The sequence below is a fragment of the Curtobacterium sp. YC1 genome, from assembly GCF_016267665.1.
Lineage (GTDB): Bacteria > Actinomycetota > Actinomycetes > Actinomycetales > Microbacteriaceae > Curtobacterium.
This window is the reverse complement of sequence record NZ_CP066341.1, coordinates 2,209,144-2,228,360: the sequence shown is the minus strand read 5'-3', so window position 1 is coordinate 2,228,360 and position 19,217 is coordinate 2,209,144. Positions and strand designations below refer to the sequence as shown.

16 protein-coding genes are annotated in these 19,217 nt (G+C 73.4%); 11 read left to right on the top strand and 5 right to left on the bottom strand.

Annotated elements, in window-relative coordinates:
- The first annotated feature begins 50 nt into the window (after positions 1-50).
- The 3 genes from I8920_RS10390 to I8920_RS10380 all read left to right on the top strand — a co-directional run bounded on the left by I8920_RS10390 (position 51) and on the right by I8920_RS10380 (position 3,654).
- Positions 51-878 carry a purine-nucleoside phosphorylase gene (locus I8920_RS10390; protein WP_198656288.1) on the top strand — a complete coding sequence of 276 codons (828 nt, stop codon included), beginning with the start codon at positions 51-53 and terminating at the stop codon, positions 876-878.
- A 95-nt stretch (positions 879-973) separates the two neighbouring features.
- Complete coding sequence (locus I8920_RS10385; RefSeq protein ID WP_198658714.1) at positions 974-2,647, top strand: phospho-sugar mutase; 1,674 nt, start codon at positions 974-976, stop codon at positions 2,645-2,647.
- A gap of 191 nt (positions 2,648-2,838) precedes the next feature.
- Complete coding sequence (locus I8920_RS10380; protein WP_198656287.1) at positions 2,839-3,654, top strand: hypothetical protein; 816 nt, start codon at positions 2,839-2,841, stop codon at positions 3,652-3,654.
- 251 nt (positions 3,655-3,905) lie between these two features.
- Here I8920_RS10380 and I8920_RS10375 read toward each other — a convergent pair whose 3' ends face one another.
- Positions 3,906-5,687: an acetyl/propionyl/methylcrotonyl-CoA carboxylase subunit alpha gene (locus tag I8920_RS10375; protein WP_198656286.1), complete on the bottom strand. Its 1,782-nt coding sequence runs from the start codon at positions 5,685-5,687 to the stop codon at positions 3,906-3,908.
- 79 nt (positions 5,688-5,766) lie between these two features.
- Entirely contained in the window at positions 5,767-6,573 is an 807-nt protein-coding gene (locus I8920_RS10370) for a Maf family protein (protein ID WP_198656285.1), read from the bottom strand.
- A gap of 14 nt (positions 6,574-6,587) precedes the next feature.
- On the opposite strand from I8920_RS10370, the gene I8920_RS10365 reads away from it, so the two are divergent.
- From I8920_RS10365 to I8920_RS10350, 4 genes are all read left to right on the top strand, one after another.
- Positions 6,588-7,847, top strand: coding sequence for a class I SAM-dependent RNA methyltransferase (locus I8920_RS10365; RefSeq protein ID WP_198656284.1), 1,260 nt, complete (start codon positions 6,588-6,590; stop codon positions 7,845-7,847).
- Between the two features lie 220 nt (positions 7,848-8,067).
- Entirely contained in the window at positions 8,068-8,787 is a 720-nt protein-coding gene (locus I8920_RS10360) for a response regulator transcription factor (protein WP_198656283.1), read from the top strand.
- Between the two features lie 5 nt (positions 8,788-8,792).
- On the top strand, positions 8,793-10,046 hold the full coding sequence (locus tag I8920_RS10355; protein ID WP_198656282.1) for a sensor histidine kinase: 1,254 nt from the start codon (positions 8,793-8,795) through the stop codon (positions 10,044-10,046).
- A complete protein-coding gene (locus I8920_RS10350; RefSeq protein ID WP_198656281.1) occupies positions 10,043-11,092 on the top strand; it encodes a hypothetical protein in 1,050 nt (349 codons plus the stop codon). Before I8920_RS10355 ends, I8920_RS10350 begins: the two co-directional genes overlap by 4 nt.
- A 714-nt stretch (positions 11,093-11,806) precedes the next feature.
- Here the strand turns inward: I8920_RS10350 and I8920_RS10345 are convergent.
- On the bottom strand, positions 11,807-12,061 hold the full coding sequence (locus tag I8920_RS10345; RefSeq protein WP_198656280.1) for an acyl-CoA carboxylase subunit epsilon: 255 nt from the start codon (positions 12,059-12,061) through the stop codon (positions 11,807-11,809).
- A 28-nt stretch (positions 12,062-12,089) separates the two neighbouring features.
- Positions 12,090-13,685 carry an acyl-CoA carboxylase subunit beta gene (locus I8920_RS10340; protein WP_198656279.1) on the bottom strand — a complete coding sequence of 532 codons (1,596 nt, stop codon included), beginning with the start codon at positions 13,683-13,685 and terminating at the stop codon, positions 12,090-12,092.
- A gap of 74 nt (positions 13,686-13,759) precedes the next feature.
- On the opposite strand from I8920_RS10340, the gene I8920_RS10335 reads away from it, so the two are divergent.
- The 4 genes from I8920_RS10335 (at position 13,760) to I8920_RS10320 (ending at position 18,017) form a co-directional block, all read left to right on the top strand.
- Positions 13,760-14,560, top strand: a complete 801-nt coding sequence (locus I8920_RS10335; protein ID WP_198656278.1) for a biotin--[acetyl-CoA-carboxylase] ligase — start codon at positions 13,760-13,762, stop codon at positions 14,558-14,560.
- Positions 14,561-14,564: 4 nt separating this feature from the next.
- The gene (locus I8920_RS10330) at positions 14,565-15,110 is read left to right on the top strand and encodes a PH domain-containing protein (protein WP_198656277.1); all 546 of its coding nucleotides are present in this window, start codon (positions 14,565-14,567) and stop codon (positions 15,108-15,110) included.
- Positions 15,111-15,180: 70 nt separating this feature from the next.
- A complete protein-coding gene (locus tag I8920_RS10325; protein ID WP_198656276.1) occupies positions 15,181-16,488 on the top strand; it encodes a UDP-glucose dehydrogenase family protein in 1,308 nt (435 codons plus the stop codon).
- 8 nt (positions 16,489-16,496) lie between these two features.
- Positions 16,497-18,017 carry a hypothetical protein gene (locus I8920_RS10320; RefSeq protein WP_198656275.1) on the top strand — a complete coding sequence of 507 codons (1,521 nt, stop codon included), beginning with the start codon at positions 16,497-16,499 and terminating at the stop codon, positions 18,015-18,017.
- On the opposite strand, the gene I8920_RS10315 is transcribed toward I8920_RS10320, so the two are convergent.
- A complete protein-coding gene (locus I8920_RS10315; protein WP_198656274.1) occupies positions 17,984-19,186 on the bottom strand; it encodes a glycosyltransferase in 1,203 nt (400 codons plus the stop codon). The two genes, I8920_RS10320 and I8920_RS10315, sit on opposite strands and share 34 nt — an antisense overlap.
- Positions 19,187-19,217: the final 31 nt, after the last annotated feature.

Below are 19,217 nucleotides of genomic sequence, written 5' to 3'. Positions count from 1 at the left end.
GGGTCGCGCGCGTCGCACGGTGCGTCGGCTGTGCGCTCTAGCATGGGGACATGAGCACCGAGAACCCGCTGAACGACCCCGCTGCCGACCCGTTCGAGGTCGCGCGGGACGCCGCCGCCGTCATCGCGTCGAAGTCCGGGATCGACCGGCACGACATCGCCCTGACCCTCGGGTCCGGCTGGGGGAAGGCCGCCGACATCATCGGCGAGACCGTGTCCGAGATCCCCGCGGACCAGGTCCCCGGCTTCAGCGCCTCGGCCGTGCCCGGGCACTCCGGCACGATCCGGTCGATCCGGCTGCCCGACGGTCGGCACGCGCTCGTCATCGGCGCCCGCACGCACTACTACGAGGGCCACGGCGTCCGTCGCGTCGTGCACAGCGTCCGCACCGCCGCGGCGACCGGCGCGACGGTCATGGTCCTGACGAACGGTGCCGGTGGCATCAAGGAGCACTGGACGCCCGGCACCCCCGTGCTCATCAGCGACCACATCAACCTGACGGCCGACAGCCCGCTCGAGGGCGCGACCTTCATCGACCTGACCGACCTGTACTCGGCCCGACTGCGCGCCGTGGCGAAGTCCGTCGACCCGTCGCTCGACGAGGGCGTCTACACGCAGTTCCGCGGGCCGCACTACGAGACCCCGGCCGAGGTCCAGATGGCCAAGACCATCGGCGGGCACATCGTCGGCATGTCCACCGCGCTCGAGGCGATCGCGGCGCGGCAGGCGGGCATGGAGGTGCTCGGCTTCTCGCTCATCACCAACCTCGCCGCGGGCATCCAGACGACGCCGCTGTCGCACACCGAGGTCCTCGAGGCCGGCAAGCAGGCCGAGCCGGTGATCGCGGACCTGCTGGCCCGCGTGGTGGCGGCGCTGTGACCCGGCACGAGGGCGCGTCCGACGGCGCGATCGCGGACGGCGACCTGGGCGACGGCGGCGCTGCGCAGGACGCCGGCACGGCGCAGGACACCGGTCTGGAGGCGCTGCTCGCCGCCGCCAGGTCCTGGTCGGCCCAGGATCCCGACGACGAGACCCGCGCCGAGCTCGACGCGCTCGTCGCCGCCGCCTCGGGCGCGTCCGCCGAGTCGGGGGACGCGGTCGCCTCGCTGCGCGAGCGCTTCTCCGGCCGTCTGACCTTCGGCACCGCCGGTCTCCGCGCCGAGCTCGGCGCCGGACCACAGCGGATGAACCGCGTCGTCGTGACGCAGGCAGCCGCCGGGCTGGCCCGCTTCCTCATCGACACCGGGCGCGCGCGCAGCGTCGTGATCGGCTACGACGGCCGGGTCAACTCGGACGTCTTCGCGCGGGACTCCGCCGAGGTCATGCGCGGTCTCGGGCTCGAGGTCACGCTGTTGCCCTCGGCCCTGCCGACGCCTGTGCTCGCGTTCGCCGTCCGGCACCTCGACGTCGGCGCCGGGGTCATGGTCACCGCGAGCCACAACCCGCCGCGGGACAACGGCTACAAGGTCTACCTCGGCCAGGACGACGACGGGTCGCAGATCGTGCCGCCGGTCGACGGCGAGATCGCCGCGGCGATCGACGCCGTCGCCGCCGGCGACGTGCGCGACCTCGTCCGCGCGACGGACTACACGGTGGCGGGGTCCGACCTGGTCGAGGCGTACGTGGCCGCGACGGCCGCGACGGTGCCGGCCCCGGGCCTCCCGGTCGACGACCAGCCGACCGTCGTCTACACGGCCATGCACGGCGTGGGGTGGGAGACGGCACGCGCGGTCTTCGCCGCAGCCGGCTTCGCGGAGCCGGCCGTCGTGCCGGAGCAGATCGAACCGGACGGGGCGTTCCCGACGGTGTCGTTCCCGAACCCGGAGGAGCCGGGCGCCATGGACCTGGCGATCGCCCGCGGGCTCGAGGTCGGCGCGGACCTGGTGATCGCGAACGACCCCGACGCCGACCGGCTCGCGCTCGCGATCCCGGTCGTCGCCGACGCGGGTGCTCCCGGCTACCGTCGGCTGTCCGGCAACGAGGTCGGCTGGCTGCTCGGGTGGCGTGCCGCCGCACGGGCCGCCGCCGCGGGGACGACCGGTACGCTCGCCGCGTCGATCGTCTCGTCGCCCGCCCTGGCCCGTGTCGCCGCCCGGCACGGCCTGGAGTACCGCGACACCCTGACCGGCTTCAAGTGGGTCTCACGGGTACCCGGGCTGCTGTTCGGCTACGAGGAAGCACTCGGCTACCTGGTCGATCCGACGGTCGTCCGCGACAAGGACGGCATCTCCGCCGCGCTCGAACTGCTGTCCCTTGCCGACGAGCTCGCGGCGTCGGGCTCGTCGATCGCGGGCCAGCTCGAGGCCTTCGCCGCCGAGTTCGGGGCCTTCGCTTCGGGCCAGGTCGCGACCCGCGTGGACGACCTGTCGCGCATCGGCGAGGTCATGGCGGCACTGCGTTCCACGCCGCCGACGTCGCTCGGTGGGTTGACCGTGCAGAACGTGACCGACTACGTGGACGGCGTCGACGGCTTCCCGCCCTCGGACATCCTGCGCTACGACCTGGCCGGCGACGCCCGGGTCATCGTGCGGCCGAGCGGCACCGAGCCCAAGGTGAAGGTCTACATCGACACCGTCGCCGACACCCCGACCGAGGCCCGGCGCCTGGTCGACGCCCTCGCCGAGTCCGTGCGCCCCCTGGTGTCCTAGGGGCGCGATGCGCGGTCCGCCGTTCCGCCGGTCCGCCGGAACGCGCCGCTGGTTCGTGCTGCGCCCCGCTGCGGGCAACGCGCCCCGACTCTCCGGGGCGCAACGCCCGCAGCGGGGCGCGATGCGCGTGGTCCGTCCACAGATCATGCACGCCCGGCCCTCAATCACTGGTGCGACGCGATCATCGGAGCATGGAACACGTCCCCATCTCGACCGTCGGCCTCGCGCAGGAGCCCGGACGCGCGTCGGCGATCCGTCGCGCAGCGGACGCCGGCACCCTCGTCCGGGTGCGCCGTGGCACGTACGTCGGGTCGGACGAGTGGGCGTCGATGACGGGACGCGAACGACATCGCGTGCTCGTGCGGAGTGTGCTCGCCGGCGGGTCCGACTCCGTCGTGGTGTCGCACGGGTCGGCGGTCGCCGTGCTCGGGCTCCCGTGGATCGGGGCGTTCGGCGAGCGCGTCACGGTGACCGACCCGATGCGGGACCGAGGCCAGGTCAAGCGGAGCATCCAGCGGATCGGCGGCGCCGGCCGTCAGCCATCCTCCGTCGAGGTCGACGGGGTGCCCGTCACGACGTTGACCGAGACCGCGGTCGACGTCGCCCTCCGCGAACACCCGTGGCGGGCCATCGTCGTGCTCGACGCGGTCCTGCGGCGCGGCGTGGAGCGGGCGACGATCCTCGAAGCGCTCCGGAGCCGCCGTGCTCGGGGGCAACGACGCGCGCGGGAACTGGTCGAGTACGCGGATCCACTCGCCGAGTCACCGGGGGAGAGCATCACACGGTGGGGTGCGCACGTGCTCGGCGCTCCCGACCCGGTCCTGCAGCAGGAGTTCACGCACGACGGCCTGCTCCGCGACCCGGGTCGACCTGTGGTTCGCGGAAGCTGGTGTGATCGTCGAGTTCGACGGGCGGGTGAAGTACGACGACCCACTGCGGGGGCGGACACCGACCGCCGCCTTGATCGACGAGAAGCGCCGGGAGGACCGTCTCCGCCGCCGCCGTGACGTCAACGGCTTCGCACGGGTGATGTGGTCGGACGCGATGCCCGCGGGGCAGCTCCCGCGGATCCTGCACGACGCCGGGGTGCCGCTCGGACCGAACTGGGGCACGGCTTGGCGTCAGGCTGCGAACCGCGCCCTCTGACGGTCATCGCGCCCCGAAGAGTCGGGGCGCGATGACCACAGCGGGGCGCAATCCGGAACGGCCGCGCGACCGCACGCGGCGCGAGCCGCGCGACCGCACACGCCGCGCGCGCCTACGCGAGCTCGAGCAGGACGTGGCCGGAGGAGATCGTCTGGCCGACCGGGGCGTTCAGGCCGGTCACGACGCCGTCCTTGTGCGCCTGCACGGGCTGCTCCATCTTCATGGCCTCGAGCACGACGAGCAGGTCGCCCTTCACCACGGTGTCACCCTCGGCGACGGCGAGCTTGACGACGGTGGCCTGCATCGGCGACGCGACGGCTCCGCCCGACTTCGCCATGCCCCCGCGCACCGCCGACGAGCGGCGCTTCGGAGGAGCGGAGGGACCGGCCGGACGACGACCCGCGGCGCCGACGGACCCGCCGCCGACGATCGACGGCATGGTGACCTCGATGCGCTTGCCCTGCACCTCGACCACGACGGTGTCGCGCGAGGTCGGCGCCGGCAGTTCCTCGGGGGAGCCGCTCCACGCCGGGATGTCGTTGACGAAGTCGGTCTCGATCCACTGCGTGTAGATGCTGAACGGCTCGTCGTCGGGGGTGGCGAACGCCGGGTCCGACACGACCGCACGGTGGAACGGCAGCACGGTCGGCAGGCCGGTGACCTCGAACTCGGCGAGTGCCCGACGCGAACGTTCCAGGGCCTCGGAGCGCGTGGCACCGGTGACGACGAGCTTCGCGAGCATCGAGTCGAACGAACCGGACACGACGTCGCCGGAGACGACACCCGAGTCGACACGGACACCGGGGCCGGACGGCGCGTTGAACGCGTGCACGGGGCCGGGCGCGGGGAAGAAGTTGCGGCCCGGGTCCTCGCCGTTGATGCGGAACTCGAACGAGTGCCCGCGCGGCTCCGGGTCGGAGTAGTCGAGCACGCCACCCTCGGCGATGCGGAACTGCTCGCGTACGAGGTCGATGCCGGTGACCTCCTCCGAGACGCAGTGCTCGACCTGCAGACGGGTGTTCACCTCGAGGAACGACACGGTGCCGTCGGCTCCGATGAGGAACTCGCACGTGCCGGCGCCGACGTAGCCGACCTCGCGCAGGATCGCCTTCGACGACTCGTACAGGCGCTCCTGCTGCGCGTCGGACAGGTACGGCGCGGGCGCCTCCTCGACGAGCTTCTGGTGTCGACGCTGCAGCGAGCAGTCGCGCGTCGAGACGACGACCACGTTGCCGTGCTCGTCGGCGAGGCACTGGGTCTCGACGTGGCGCGGCTTGTCCAGGTACTTCTCGACGAAGCACTCGCCGCGACCGAAGGCGGCGATCGCCTCGCGCGTCGCCGACTCGAACTGCGCGGCGACCTCGTCGCGCGTGCGAGCGACCTTCAGGCCACGCCCACCGCCGCCGAACGCCGCCTTGATGGCGACCGGGAGCCCGACCTCGTCGGCGAACGCGATGACCTCTGCCGCGTCCGAGACGGGCTCGATCGTGCCGGGGGCGAGGGGTGCGCCGACCTTCTCGGCGACGTGCCGCGCGGAGACCTTGTCGCCGAGGCGCTCGATCGACTCCGGCGAGGGGCCGATCCAGACGAGCCCGGCGTCGATGACGGCACGGGCGAAGTCGGCGTTCTCGGCGAGGAACCCGTAGCCCGGGTGCACGGCGTCCGCGCCGGAGCGGCGGGCGACCGAGATGATCTTGTCGATGACGAGGTAGGTGTCGGCGCTCGTGGTGCCGTTCAGCGCGTAGGCCTCGTCAGCGAGGCGGGCGTGGAGGGCGTCACGGTCCTGGTCGGCGTAGACGGCGACCGATGCCTTGCCTGCGTCGCGGGCCGCGCGGATGATGCGGACGGCGATCTCGCCGCGGTTCGCGATGAGGACCTTGCTGATACGGGGCATGGTAAGTCAGCGTATTCGCGCCACGGGGCCGGGAATTGACCGGCATCCACAAAGAACTGTGTCCAACAGGTGCGGATGTCTACAGTGCGCGCGTCTGGTGTCCCCAGAGGTCGTGCCACGCGATGCCGAAGCCCCGGAGGAGCATCGTCCGGAGCATCGGGAGCGACATCCCGATCACCGCGGACGGTGCGCCGTCGATGCGCGTGATGTAGGCCGCGGCCCGCCCGTCGATCGTGAAGGCCCCCGCGACCTCGAGGGGCTCGCCCGTCGCGACGTACGCGTCGATCTCGTCGACGGACACGTCGTCGGCGAAGGTCAGCACCGCGCTGTCGACCGCGACCACGCGGTCGCCGTCGACGACGATGGCCGACCCGCCGGGCGCGACGTCGGCGAGCGACCCGGCCAGCCCCAGCGGCCCGCCGCCCGGCGCGTCCACCGGTCGGACGGGAGGCGCGGGGCGGGCCGCAGCCGCGCCTCCCGTCCGATCCGTGGCCGGGTCCGGGTCCCGGCGCCGGTCGACGACGCAGTGCCCGCTCCACAGCGTGCCGCCGCCGGCGGCGAGCATCTGCCGCCAGCGCTCGCGGGCGACCACCGGGTCGTGCGGCTTGCCGTACAGCTGCCCGTCGACCTCGAACGCGGAGTCGCCGCCGAACACCACGCCGTCCACGGGAGCGCCGGCGACCGCCGAGTCCGCGACGGCCGACGCCTTGGCGACGGCGAGCAGCGAGACCAGCTCCGGGCCGGCCAGGGCGCGGCCGAGGGACGCGGCCGCGGCGGCGCCGACGGCGTCCTCGTCCACCCCGGGCGCGACGAGCACGGGTTCGATCCCGGACTGGGCGAGGAGTGCGCGGCGGGCGGGGGATGTACTCGCGAGGTACAGACGCATGGGACCATCTCACCATGGGTGAATCCGTCGGCACGCTGCTCGAACTCGACGTCACCGGGATCGCCCACGGCGGCATCTCGGTGGCACGGCACGAAGGGCGGGTGGTGTTCGTCTCGGACGCGATCCCCGGTGAGCGCGTCGTCGCCCGGGTGACCGAGGACCGCAAGAAGTCCTTCTGGCGCGCCGACACGGTCAGCGTCCTCACGCCGAGCGAGCACCGCGTGGACCACGTCTGGGCCGAGGCCGCGCTCGACCGCGATCCCGAGACGCGCCCGGGTGGTGCCGAGTTCGGGCACATCGCCCTGCCGCACCAGCGCACGCTCAAGCACGACGTCCTCGTCGACTCGTTCGCGCGGTTCGCGCGCACCGACCTCGCCGAGGTGCTCGGACACGACGTCGTCGTCGAGCCCGCTCCCGGGGACGACGCGGCGAACGGTCTCGGCTGGCGCACCCGCGTTCGCCTGCACGTCGACGAGCAGGGCACCGCCGGTCCGTTCGCGGCCCGCTCGCACTCGGTCATCCCGGTCACCGGCCTGCCGCTCGCGACCGCGGTCGTGCAGCAGAGCGCCCCGCTCGGCCGGGGCGCGGTGCCCGGGTCGTCGGTGATCGACGTCCTCGCGCCGAGCGGCTCCGAGGGGGCGCGGCTCGTCATCGACGACCAGAAGCCCACCGTCGTCACCGAGGTCGTGGGGGAGCGGACGTTCCAGGTCGACGACAACGGCTTCTGGCAGGTGCACCGGGCGGCGGCCTCCGTGCTGACCGAGGCCGTGCAGGACCTGGTCGACCGCGACCGGCTCGACCCCGAGGGCACGCACCTGGACCTGTACGGCGGCGTCGGCCTGCTCGCAGCGGCGCTCGGCGACCTGGTCGGCCCGAAGGCGCGCATCACGAGCGTCGAGAGCGCCGGCCGCGCCACCGAGCATGCGCAGGAGAACCTGTCCGAGTGGATCGGTGCGCGCGCCGAGACCGGACGGGTCGACCGCTGGCTGACGAACACGGTGGCGAACGCCTCGCGGGCCGAGAAGGACCGCTTCCGGGCCGGCACGATCGTCCTCGACCCGCCGCGCGCCGGTGCCGGTCGTGACGTGGTCGTGCAGATCGCGGCGCTGCAGCCGGAGCAGGTCGTCTACGTGGCGTGCGACCCGGTCGCGCTCGCCCGCGATGTCGCGACCTTCGCCGACCTCGGGTACCGGCTCGAGGCGCTGCGCGCGTTCGACCTGTTCCCGCACACGCACCACATGGAGGCCGTCGCTCGCCTGGTGCCCGCGCGCTGACCGCACGCGGCCCCGTCGGCGCACGCCCGACGGGGCCGTCGTGTCGACGTGTCCGCGCTTCGGTGGACCGGCCCGTGCGCAGCCGTGTCCGCTCTTCGGTGGACCCGTCTGCGCGCCGTGGCCGAGAACCCCCGCACCTGAGTCCGGGCTGGGTATCCTGAGTCGTTGATGGCACACCGGTTTCAGGGGCCGGCGTCGCACATCGGAACGAGAGGCCACTGTGGCAGCAGGAACGACAACCACCAGCACCGAGACGTCCGGGGCGGCCGCGAGGCCCGTCCGGGTCGCGATCGTCGACGACCACGAGTCCGTCCGACTCGGGATCCAGGCGGCGTGCCAGAACGAGGGGTTCGAGGTGGTGCTCACCGCCGCCAGCGTCCCCGAGTACGTCCAGCACCTCGACGGGCGTGAGGTCGACGTCGTCGTCCTCGACCTGTCCCTCGGTGACGGCTCGACCGTGACCGAGAACGTCAAGGGCGTCCAGGGCACCGGATCCGCGGTGCTCGTGCACTCGATCGCCGACCGCGTCGCCAACGTCCGCGAGGCGCTCGCAGCAGGGGCTGCCGGCGTCATCCCGAAGTCCTCCGCCACCAAGACCGTGATGGCGGCGGTCGCGACCGTCGCCCGCGGTGACGTCCTCAACAACCTCGAGTGGGCGAGCGCCATCGACGCCGACCGTGACTTCGCCAAGGCGCAGCTCGGCCGACGCGAGCGCGAGATCCTGCACCTGTACGCGTCGGGGCTGCCGCTCAAGCTCGCCGCTCAGCAGCTCGGCATCGGCTACTCCACCGCCCGCGAGTACCTCGACCGCATCCGGGTCAAGTACGTCGAGGTCGGTCGCCCGGCGCCGACGAAGGTCGACCTGCTGCGTCGTGCGGTCGAGGACGGCATCCTGCCCGGGCTCGACTCGGGCATCGACCCCGACGGCGACGGTCGCTGACACGGATGGCGACCGCGGCTGAGTCGGTGCGGACGGCCGTCGAGCCGACCCCGTTCGGCGCCGACCCCGCGCGGAGCGTCCGCACCTCGATCACGCAGGCCTCGGTCGAGCGTGCCTTCGCGATCCTCCTCGCGATGGCCGCGGTCGGGCTCGGCATCGTGGACGCTCCGGCGGTGCTGCAGCAGCTGCCGTACCTGCACCCGTTCTGGGGGCCGGTCGTGGCGCTCGCGCTCGCGGCGTCGTTCGTGCTCGTCGGCGTCTCGGCGTTCGTGCAGCGGATCGCCCAGCTCGCGCAGATCGTGTGCGCGCTGCTCTTCCTCGTCGCGCTCGTGACCTGGCCGGTGACGGTGCAGGACGCGATCCCGGACACGCAGCAGCCGTGGCCGTGGTGGTTCTGCACCGTCGGCTGCACCGCTGCGGCGATGGGCTTCGCGGCGTGGCGTGCGACGGTCTACACCGCGCTCGTGCCCGCCGTGTACGTGGTCGTCCGGCTCAGCCCGGTCGGCGGCGACGTCGGGCTCGTGCGGGCGCTGCTGGACGGGGTGTACACGGCGCTGCTCAGCGGCGCGGTGCTCGTCATCGCGGTGGTCCTGCGGCGGGCGGCCACGGCGGTCGACACAGCACAGGCCACCGCGGTCCGCCGGTACTCGCTCGCCATCCGCGAGCACGCCACCGAGGTCGAGCGCGTGCAGGTCGACGCCATCGTGCACGACAGCGTCCTCACCACGCTTCTCTCCGCCGCGCGGGCGGACACGCTCGAGGCGAAGACGCTGGCGGCACGGATGGCCCGGAACGCGATCGACCACCTCGAGGCCGCGGCGTCGGACGGCCCCGGTGACCGGACCCCGGTGTCCCTCGCGGAGCTCCGGACCCGGATCGGCGACGCCGTCGGCGCACTGACCGCACCGGTCCGGCTCGTCCCGGCCCCGGACGGACCGGCACGGCTGCCCGCGGCCGTCGCCGACGCGCTGGCCTCGGCGGCGCTGCAGGCCGCCGTGAACAGCGTCCAGCACGCGGGCGGGCCCGACGTCACCCGGTGGGTGCGTGTCGAGCAGCAGGACGACGGCGTGCTCGTCGAGGTGGGTGACGACGGCCGCGGCTTCGACGTGGCCGCGATCCCCGCCGAGCGGCTGGGCGTCCGACGCTCCATCGTCGAGCGCGTCGCGACCGTCGGTGGCGAGGCGCAGGTCCGCACCGCACCCGGCGAGGGCACCCGCGTGGTGCTGACCTGGACGCCGACGACGGAGACGAGCGCGTGAAGGTCTCGCTGCCGGCCAGCATCGCCGTCGGACTGGCCTCGCTGTTCTCCGTCTACCACCTGGTGCTCGCCGTCGCGACGCTGCCGCGCGTGGACCAGGTCGCCCCGATCGTCGCGTGCATGGTGCTCTACGCGGCGGCGACCGGTCTCGCGCTGTTCGTGCCCGGTCGGGTCGTCCCGGTGTGGACCGCCTGCTTCGCGCTCGCGACCGCGGTGGTGATGCCGGTGATCGCCGCTCCGGTCGTCGAGACCGGTACCGGCCCCGGCTCCTCCACGTGGTGGATCGCCGCGGTCGGCACGCTCATGGTGGTGCTCGTCGTGCGCGGGCGCGGGCTGTTCGCCTGGGCGGGCGTGCTGTTCCTCGCCGTCTACACGGTCGCCTGGGCCGGGCTCGGCGCGCTCGGTGAACTCGGTGTGCTCGGCAGTGTCGCCTGGGTCGCCATCGCCACGGTGTTCGCGGCGGCGATGAGCCGCGCGATCCGGAACACCCGCGAACTCGTGCGTGCCGAGCAGGAGACCGCCGACTGGCAGGCTGCCCAGGACGCGCACGTGTTCGAGCGCCAGTTCCGCCTGAGCCAGACGACGCGGATGGCCCTGCCGATGCTGCAGCGGATCATCGACTCGTGCGGCGACCTCGACGAGGCCGACCGTGCCGAGTGCCTGCACCTGGAACAGGCCATCCGCGACGAGATCCGCGGCCGTTCGCTGCTGTCGGACGACGTCCGCGACGAGGTCATGCGCCTGCGTCGCCGGGGCGCCACCGTGCAGCTGCACGACGACGGCGGGCTCGACGAACTCGACGCACCGGACATCCGCCGGATCCACGCGCACGTCGCTGATGCCCTCCGGCAGGCCCGGGACGCCGACAACGTGATCGTGCGGACCGTCGCCGAGGGCTCCGACTCCGCCGTGACCGTCGTGGGCCTGCGGCTGGACGGCGCTGCGAGCGAGTCCGCCGCCCTCGGGGCGGGGCTGGACGACGACGACGGCGACGAGGACGACTCGGTCGCCCTCTGGCTCGAGATCCCGCGGCACGAGCCCGCCTGACGCCCGCGCCGCGCGCGGCGCGGCGGGGGACGGACGGGAGGCGCGTGGCGGCGTCTCCACGGGCCTCCCGGCCGCCGCGTGGTCGCGTCGGGCTGGCGCGCGCGTGCCGGGGCGACGATGTCGGTGTCGTGCGACAGCGACGGTGTCGTCCGGCATCGACACGCGCCGGGGGACGGACGGGAGGCGCGTGGCGGCGTCCCCACGGGCCTCCCGGCCGCCGCGTGGTCGCGTCGGGCTGGCGCGCGCGTGCCGCGGCGACGATGTCGGTGTCGCACGACGTCGACATCGTCGTGCGAGCGGAACGCGTCTGCCGGGGCGACGATGTCGGTGTCGTACGACGTCGACATAGTCGTGCGAGTGGCACGCGCCTCCCCGCACCGCCGGCCGACCACACCCCGGAAACGGGGGAACGGGCCGGTCGATGCGACCGGCCCGTTCACGACCCGAGGCTGAGCGGCAACCCGAATGTCGCCCTGCCTCGCTCCGGACGGTGGCGTCGTACCCTAGTCGGCCACCGACCTGCGATGTCTTCTGTCGAAGGACACCGAACACCAACAACTATGCCGAGGCACGTGTGGCGTGTCAGTCGTCATTATGGGGGACAATCCTGGCAGTTCCGCTGGGGACGCGCACTTCTTGGCCCCCCGTTCAGGGGGATACCGACCGGGATGTGCCCGCTGCACCCACCCGGGACGTCGTCCGGGCAGGGGTACATCAGCGCAGCGAGCGGCCCCAGGCTCCCGGCCCGTGCTCGAGCGGGCGACGCACGCCGCGCGCCGATGCGTCCCAGCCGGCGCGTGGCTGGTCGACGACCTCGGCGCGTCCGGCAGCGGCGGCCTCGTCGGCCTGGCGCTGCAGCACGGCGACGACGGCCGCGAGCTCCTCGGGCGTCGGCTCGCCGGAGACGACCCGGACGTCGGCCACCGCGGTCGGCTCGTCGGCCGGCACGGGGGCGGCGTGGCGACCCATCAGCGGCCGCCCGTCGGTGCGTGTCCGGTCACAGCGGGATGTTCCCGTGCTTCTTCGGCGGCAGCGAGGCGCGCTTGCCCCGCAGCGAGCGGAGCGACTTGATCACGGCCACGCGGGTGGCGTGCGGCTGGATGATGCCGTCGAGCTCACCGCGCTCGGCCGCCAGGTACGGCGACGCGACGTTGTACGTGTACTCGTTCGCGAGCTTCGTCCGGACCGCGGCGACGTCCTCGCCGGACTCCTCGGCGCGCTTGATCTCGGCGCGGTACAGGATGTTCACGGCGCCCTGGCCGCCCATGACCGCGATCTCGGCGGTCGGCCAGGCCAGGTTGATGTCGGCACCGAGCTGCTTCGAGCCCATGACGATGTACGCACCGCCGTAGGCCTTGCGCGTGATGACGGTGACGAGCGGCACGGTGGCCTCGGCGTAGGCGTAGAGCAGCTTCGCGCCACGGCGGATGACGCCGGTCCACTCCTGGTCGGTGCCGGGCAGGTACCCGGGCACGTCGACGAGGGTCAGGATCGGGATGCCGAAGGCGTCGCAGAACCGCACGAAGCGCGCGGCCTTCTCGCCGGCGTCGATGTTCAGCGTGCCGGCCATCGCCTGCGGCTGGTTCGCGATGATGCCGACCGTGCGGCCCTCGACCCGACCGAACCCGATCAGGATGTTCGGCGCGAACAGCGGCTGGACCTCGAGGAACTCGCCGTCGTCGACGATGTGCTCGATGATCGTGGTGACGTCGTAGGGCTGGTTCGTCGAGTCCGGGATCACGACGTCGAGCTCGTGGTCGGCGTCGGTGGTCTCGAGCTCGGGTGCGACGTCGTACGCGGGCGGGTCGGACAGGTTGTTGTCCGGCAGGAACCCGATGAGCGAGCGCGCGTAGTCGAGCGCGTCGGTCTCGTCCTCGGCCAGGTAGTGGGCCACGCCGGAGACCGCGTTGTGGGTCTGGGCGCCGCCGAGCTCCTCGAAGCCGACGTCCTCGCCGGTGACGGTCTTGATGACGTCGGGGCCGGTGACGAACATGTGGCTGGTCTTGTCGACCATGATCACGAAGTCGGTCAGGGCGGGGGAGTACACCGCGCCGCCGGCCGCCGGGCCCATGACGATGGAGAGCTGCGGGATGACGCCGGAGGCCTGGGTGTTCAGGCGGAAGATCTCGCCGTACTTGCCGAGCGCGACCACGCCCTCCTGGATGCGGGCGCCGCCCGAGTCGAGGATGCCGATGATCGGCACGCCCGTCTTCAGCGCGTGCTGCATGACCTTGATGATCTTCTCGCCGGCGACCTCGCCGAGGGACCCGCCGAACACGGTGAAGTCCTGCGCGTACACGGCGACGTTCCGACCGTGGATCGTGCCCACGCCGGTGACGACCGCGTCGCCGTAGGGCCGCTTGGCGTCCATGCCGAACGACGTGGTGCGGTGCCGCACGAACTCGTCGAACTCCACGAAGGAGTTCTCGTCGAGCAGCTGCTCGATGCGTTCGCGCGCGGTGCCCTTGCCCTTCGCGTGCTGCTTGGCGATCGCGGATTCGCCCGCGGCGGTCACGGCCTCGTGGTACCGGTCGCGGAGGTCGGCCAGGCGGCCGGCCGTCGTCGACAGATCGGGGGTGTCTCCTGAAGTCACCCGCTCACCCTACCGGCGGGCACGACGGGGCCGGTTGGAGGACCCCCACGGTTCCTGCCCGTACATTTGCGTGCATGTCCACATCCCCGTCGCCGTCGTTCCCCGCCACCAGCGCAGCGGTCGCGGCGGCGGGCGCGACGATCACCACCCCGGCCGAGACGGGCTCGACGAACGCCGACCTGCTCGCCGTGGCCCCCGGGCAGGAGCACGGCAGCGTCGTCGCGACCCTGCACCAGACCGCCGGGCGAGGCCGCCTCGACCGCACCTGGACCGCCCCGAGCGGGCAGGCCCTCGCCGCGAGCATGCTCGTCCGCACCGACCTGGACGACCGGGACCGCGGCTGGCTGCCCCTGGTCGCCGGCGCCGCGATGCGCGACGCGATCGTCACGGTGCTGCCCGGAGGCGCCGACGTCACCGTGAAGTGGCCGAACGACGTGCAGGTCGCCGGCGACAAGGTGTGCGGCATCCTGTGCCAGGTCGCCGCCGACGGCAGCGTCGTGGTCGGCGCCGGCGTGAACCTCACCGTCCCCGCCGACCGACTGCCCACCCCGACGTCCACCTCGCTGCTGCTCGCCGGCGCAGCCGACGACGCACCCGCCCTGGCCGACGCGGTGCTGTCGGTCTTCCACGCCGCCGTCCTGGAGGCCGTGGCCGGCCTGGTCGCTGGTGGTCCCGCCGCCGAGACGGTCCGGTCCCACGTCCGGACGGCGTGCGGCACGATCGGTCGCCGCATCCGGCTCGAACTCCCCGACGGCACCGTCGAAGAGGCCGACGCCACCGGGATCGACGACGCCGGTCGCATCACGATCCGGGACCGAGCGGGCACCACCAGGGGCGTCGCGGTGGGGGACGTCACCCACCTGCGGTATGCATGACGGCATGACCGAGCCCCCGCCCGAACGCGTCGTCGCACGGCTGCGGCCGCACGCGCGTCGGCTGGTGCGGCCGGCGGTCTTCGTCGTGCTCGTCACGGCGGCCGGCGGCTTCGGCTTCGGGGTGTTCCGGGCACAGCTCGCCTGGTTGAACGCCGTCGTCGCGCTCGTCGTCGTGGTGCTCGTCGTGCTCGGCGGGGCGGTCCCGCTGTTCCGGTGGATGTCCGAGCGCTACGTCGTCACGACCCGGCGCCTGGTGGTGGTGCACGGCCTCGGCACCCGGACCCGGCGCGAGCTCCTGCACTCCCGGGGGTACGACGTCACGGTGCGACGCCGCGGCCTGCAGGGACTGTTCCGCTCCGGCGACGTGCTCGTGTTCCCCGGCGACGACCCGGCCGTGGTGCTCGCCGACGTGGCGCACGCCGACCTCGTGGTGGCCGTGCTGCACGACCTGGTCGAGGCGTACGAGGCCCGACGCCGACACCGCGAGCCCGACTGGGACGAGATCGTGGGCGGCCCGGACCGCCCGCCGTGGGGCGACGTGCGGGCCTGACGACGGCCGCCGCGACACCCCCTGCGGGGGCCGTCGTGAGACTTCGGCGAGAAACCGGTACCGTCGTCCCGTGCGTATCTCTGTCATCGGCTGCGGCTACCTCGGTGCCGTGCACGCCGCCTCCATGGCCAAACTCGGACACGAGGTCGTCGCTGTGGACGTCGACCCTGCCAAGATCGAGCGGCTCGCCGCGGGCGAGGCCCCCTTCTTCGAGCCCGGGCTGCCCGAGATCCTGACCGAGGCCCTGGAGTCCGGTCGGATCCGCTTCACCACCGACATGGCCGAGGTGGCCGGGTCCCGCGTGCACTTCCTCGCCGTCGGCACCCCGCAGGGGCCCACCGGTGCCGCGGACCTGACCTACGTGGACGCCGCCGTCGCCGCGCTCACCCCGCACCTGTCCGCCGGCGAGTTCGTCGTCGGCAAGTCGACCGTGCCCGTCGGTACCGCCGCACGTCTGGCCGCCGAGGTCAGCGAGGCCGTCCCCGGTGCCACGCTCGTCTGGAACCCCGAGTTCCTGCGCGAGGGCTTCGCCGTGCAGGACACCATCGCGCCGGACCGCTTCGTCTACGGCGTCCCGGACGGCGACGCCGGCGAGCAGGCCGTCGCGGTGCTCGACGAGGTCTACGCGGAGGCACTCGCCACCGGCACGCCCCGGCTCGTGGTCAACCTGCCCACCGCCGAGCTCGTGAAGATCAGCGCGAACGCGTTCCTCGCCACGAAGATCTCGTTCATCAACTCGATGGCCGAGATCGCCGAGGTCGCCGGTGCCGACGTCACCGCGCTCGCCGACGCGATCGGCCACGACGCCCGCATCGGCCGCCGGTTCCTGAACGCCGGGCTCGGCTTCGGCGGCGGCTGCCTGCCGAAGGACATCCGTGCCTTCCAGGCCCGCGCGAACGAGCTGGGCGTGGGGGAGTCCCTGGCGTTCCTGGCCGACGTCGACGCCACGAACCTGCGGCGCCGCGCGCACGTGGTCGAGCTGGCGCAGGAGCTGCTCGACGGCGTCGTCAGCGGCAAGCGCGTCGCGGTGCTCGGCCTGGCCTTCAAGCCGAACTCCGACGACGTCCGCGACTCGCCGGCCCTCGACATCGCGGCCCGTCTGCACGAGCTCGGTGCCGTGGTGTCGGCGTACGACCCCGAGGCCGTCGTGACCGCGCGCCGCGTGCACCCGGAGCTCGACTACGTCGAGAGCGCCGCCGAGGCACTGGGCGGCGCCGAGCTGGTGCTCGTGCTCACCGAGTGGACCGAGTTCCGCGAGCTCGACGCAGCGGCGGCCTCCGCACTCGTGGCGTCGCCGGTCGTCATCGACGGTCGCAACTGCCTGGACCGCGACGCCTGGACGGCCGCCGGCTTCACGTACCGGGGCATGGGGCGCTGACCCCGACGGTGGCGGACCGACCCGGACAGCGGCTGCTCGACAGCCTCCGCGACCTCGGCGGCATCCGGGGTCGGTCGTGGGCGACCCCGGTCGTCCTCGCCGCCACGCTCTTCCTGCTCGTCGCCGCGGTCGCACGGATTGCCTCGACGGAGCCGCTGAGCAGCACCGACGAGTCCGCGCACGTGGACTACGCGCTCCGGGTGTGGCACGGCCAGCTGCCCGTGCTGCTGGACGGCGTCCGCTTCCGGCCCGGCTTCGGGCACACCCCGCCCGTGCAGTGGGTGGCGCAGCACCCGCCGCTCTACTACGTCCTGCTCGCGCCGCTCGTCGGGCCGCTCGTCGACTCCGGGCACCCGGTGCAGGCGGTCGTCGCCGCGCGGCTGGTGAACGCGGTCGTCGTCGCGGGCATCGTGCCCGCCGCGGCGTGGGCGGCCTCGCGCTGCTTCCCCGAGGCACGCCGGCTGCCCGCGACCGTGGCGGTCGTGTCCGCGTTCACCGCCGTCCTCGTCGTGCAGGCCGGCGTCGTGTACAACGACTCCCTCGCGGCGCTGCTCGGTGCCCTGGCCTGCGGCGTCGCCGGTGCCGCACTGCGGACCGGGGTCGGTCCGCGTCTGCTCGTCGGCGGAGCACTCGTCGCCGCGGCCGGCATGACGACGCGCCTGTCGTTCGCCCTGTGGCTCGTCGCGATCGCGGTCGCCTTCCTGCTGGCCCGGACGGTGCGGGTCGGTCGGCTCCACGGGGTGGGGGCACGCCTGCTCGTCGCCCTCGTGCCGGTGGTCGCGGCCGCCGCGGCCTCCGGGTGGTTCTGGATCCGCAACTCGATCGTCGCCGGTTCGTTCAGCGGTCGTCCGAAGCCGTGGCCGGGGTGGGTGCCCCGTCCCCACTTCACCGACGGCGAGGTCGTCACGATGCCGTCGTTCTGGAAGCAGCTGTTCGCCCTGTACCGCGGGGCGCTCGACCTGCGCGACCCCGTGCCGTGGACCCTGTTCCTGGTGCCGCTGCTGCTCGCGGTGGTGTTCGCCCTGGTGCTCGTCGGCCGTGGCGTCGTCCGGCGTCGGTCCGGAGCGGCCCCGGTCGAGCCGGTCGGACCGTCCGAGGCCTGGCCGCGGGCGCTCGTCGTCGCGATGCTCGCCACGGTCACCGTGCTGTTCGTCCTCGTCGAGATCCGCTACATGGCGGGCGGCGGTGCGCCGATCAACCGGTACACGCTGACCGTCTGGGTCCCGCTCGCGCTGGCGATCGCCGCCGGGCTCCGGGTGTCGCGGTACGCCGCCGTCGTGCTCGTGCCGGCGTGGGTGCTCCTGGCACTCGTGCCGATGTCGACCCTGGTGCACGCCGAGGGGGCGACGCTGGTCCCGCACGCGGCGACCCTGGTGCTCGGCGCGATGATCGTGGCCGGACTGCTGACGCTCGTGACGCTCGTGCTGTTCGTGCTCGGCGAGGTCCGCGCGATCCGCCGCCGCGACGTCGAGCCGGCGGCGGACCCCGCCGAGGATCAGCCGATCGCTGCGCGCAGCACCGAGCGGTAGCGCGCGCCGATCCGCTCGGTGGAGAACTCCGCCGCCGAGACGACGGCCTGCTCCTGGTAGCGCGTCCGTGCCGCGTCGTCGGTGAGCACCCGCCGGAGCGCCGCACGGAGCGCCGGGACGTCACCCGGGGGCACGAGCACGCCGGACACGTCGTCCTGCACGACGTCGCGGATGCCGGGCAGGTCGCTCGCCACGATGGCGGCACCGACCGCGGCGGCCTCGAGCAGGGTGACCGGCAGGCCCTCCTGGTCGCCGTTCGCCGCGGGGATGGACGGCACCGCGACGACCGTGGCCGACGCGAGGGTCTCGAGCACCTCGGTGCGACCGCGCTGCCCCAGGAAGGTCACCGGCAGACCGGACGCCTGCTGTTCCAGCTGGGCGCGGTACGGACCGTCGCCGACCACCGTCAGGCGCCACGGCACGTCGTCGCCGAGTCCGCGCAGCGCCTCGATCAGGTTGCCGAAGCCCTTCTTCTCGACCAGGCGGCCCACGGCCACCACGTGGTGCTCCTGCGCGGGTACGCGGGAGCGGGTGTCGCGCGCGGGGCCGAGGTCGACGCCCATCGGGATCACCGTCGACCGCGACTCGGGCACGCCCCACTCCGTCAGGCGTTCGCGCATCTCGGAGTTGACGGTGGTGACGTGGGCGGACCGCCCGAAGACCCATCGCTTGAGCCGCACGAGCGGTGCGGCTCGGAGGGCGTAGATGTCGCCGCCGTGCGTGGTGACCACGATCGGCACCCCGGGGGCGGCGAGCGTGGCGACCAGGGCCTGCGGGATCGCCCAGTGTGCGTGGATGACGTCCGGTCGGGCGGAGCGGACCACGCGTCGGACGGCCAGGTACTGCGCGAGGACGAGCGCCGGCACCTGCACGATGCGGGAGCGCTTCTCCTTGAGGTTGTCGAGGATCGCGCCGTCGGCCAGGTCCTCGAACGCCTTCGGGAAGTACGGGAACCGCCGGACGCCGACCTCGCCGATGCGCTCCGTGGTGGCGCCGCCCGGCACACGCGGGGTCAGCACCATCGTGTCGAACTCGGTCGCCTCCTGGTGGGCGAGGTCGAGCACGAACGCGGGCACACCGTCGTCCGGACGGGCCGGGAAGGTCGATCCGAGCACCAGCAGGCGGGGCCGGGGAGCGTGGGGACGGGCGGAGCGGGTGCTGCGGGACATCGTGCCTTTCCGGGGCTGGCGGTGGACGGTC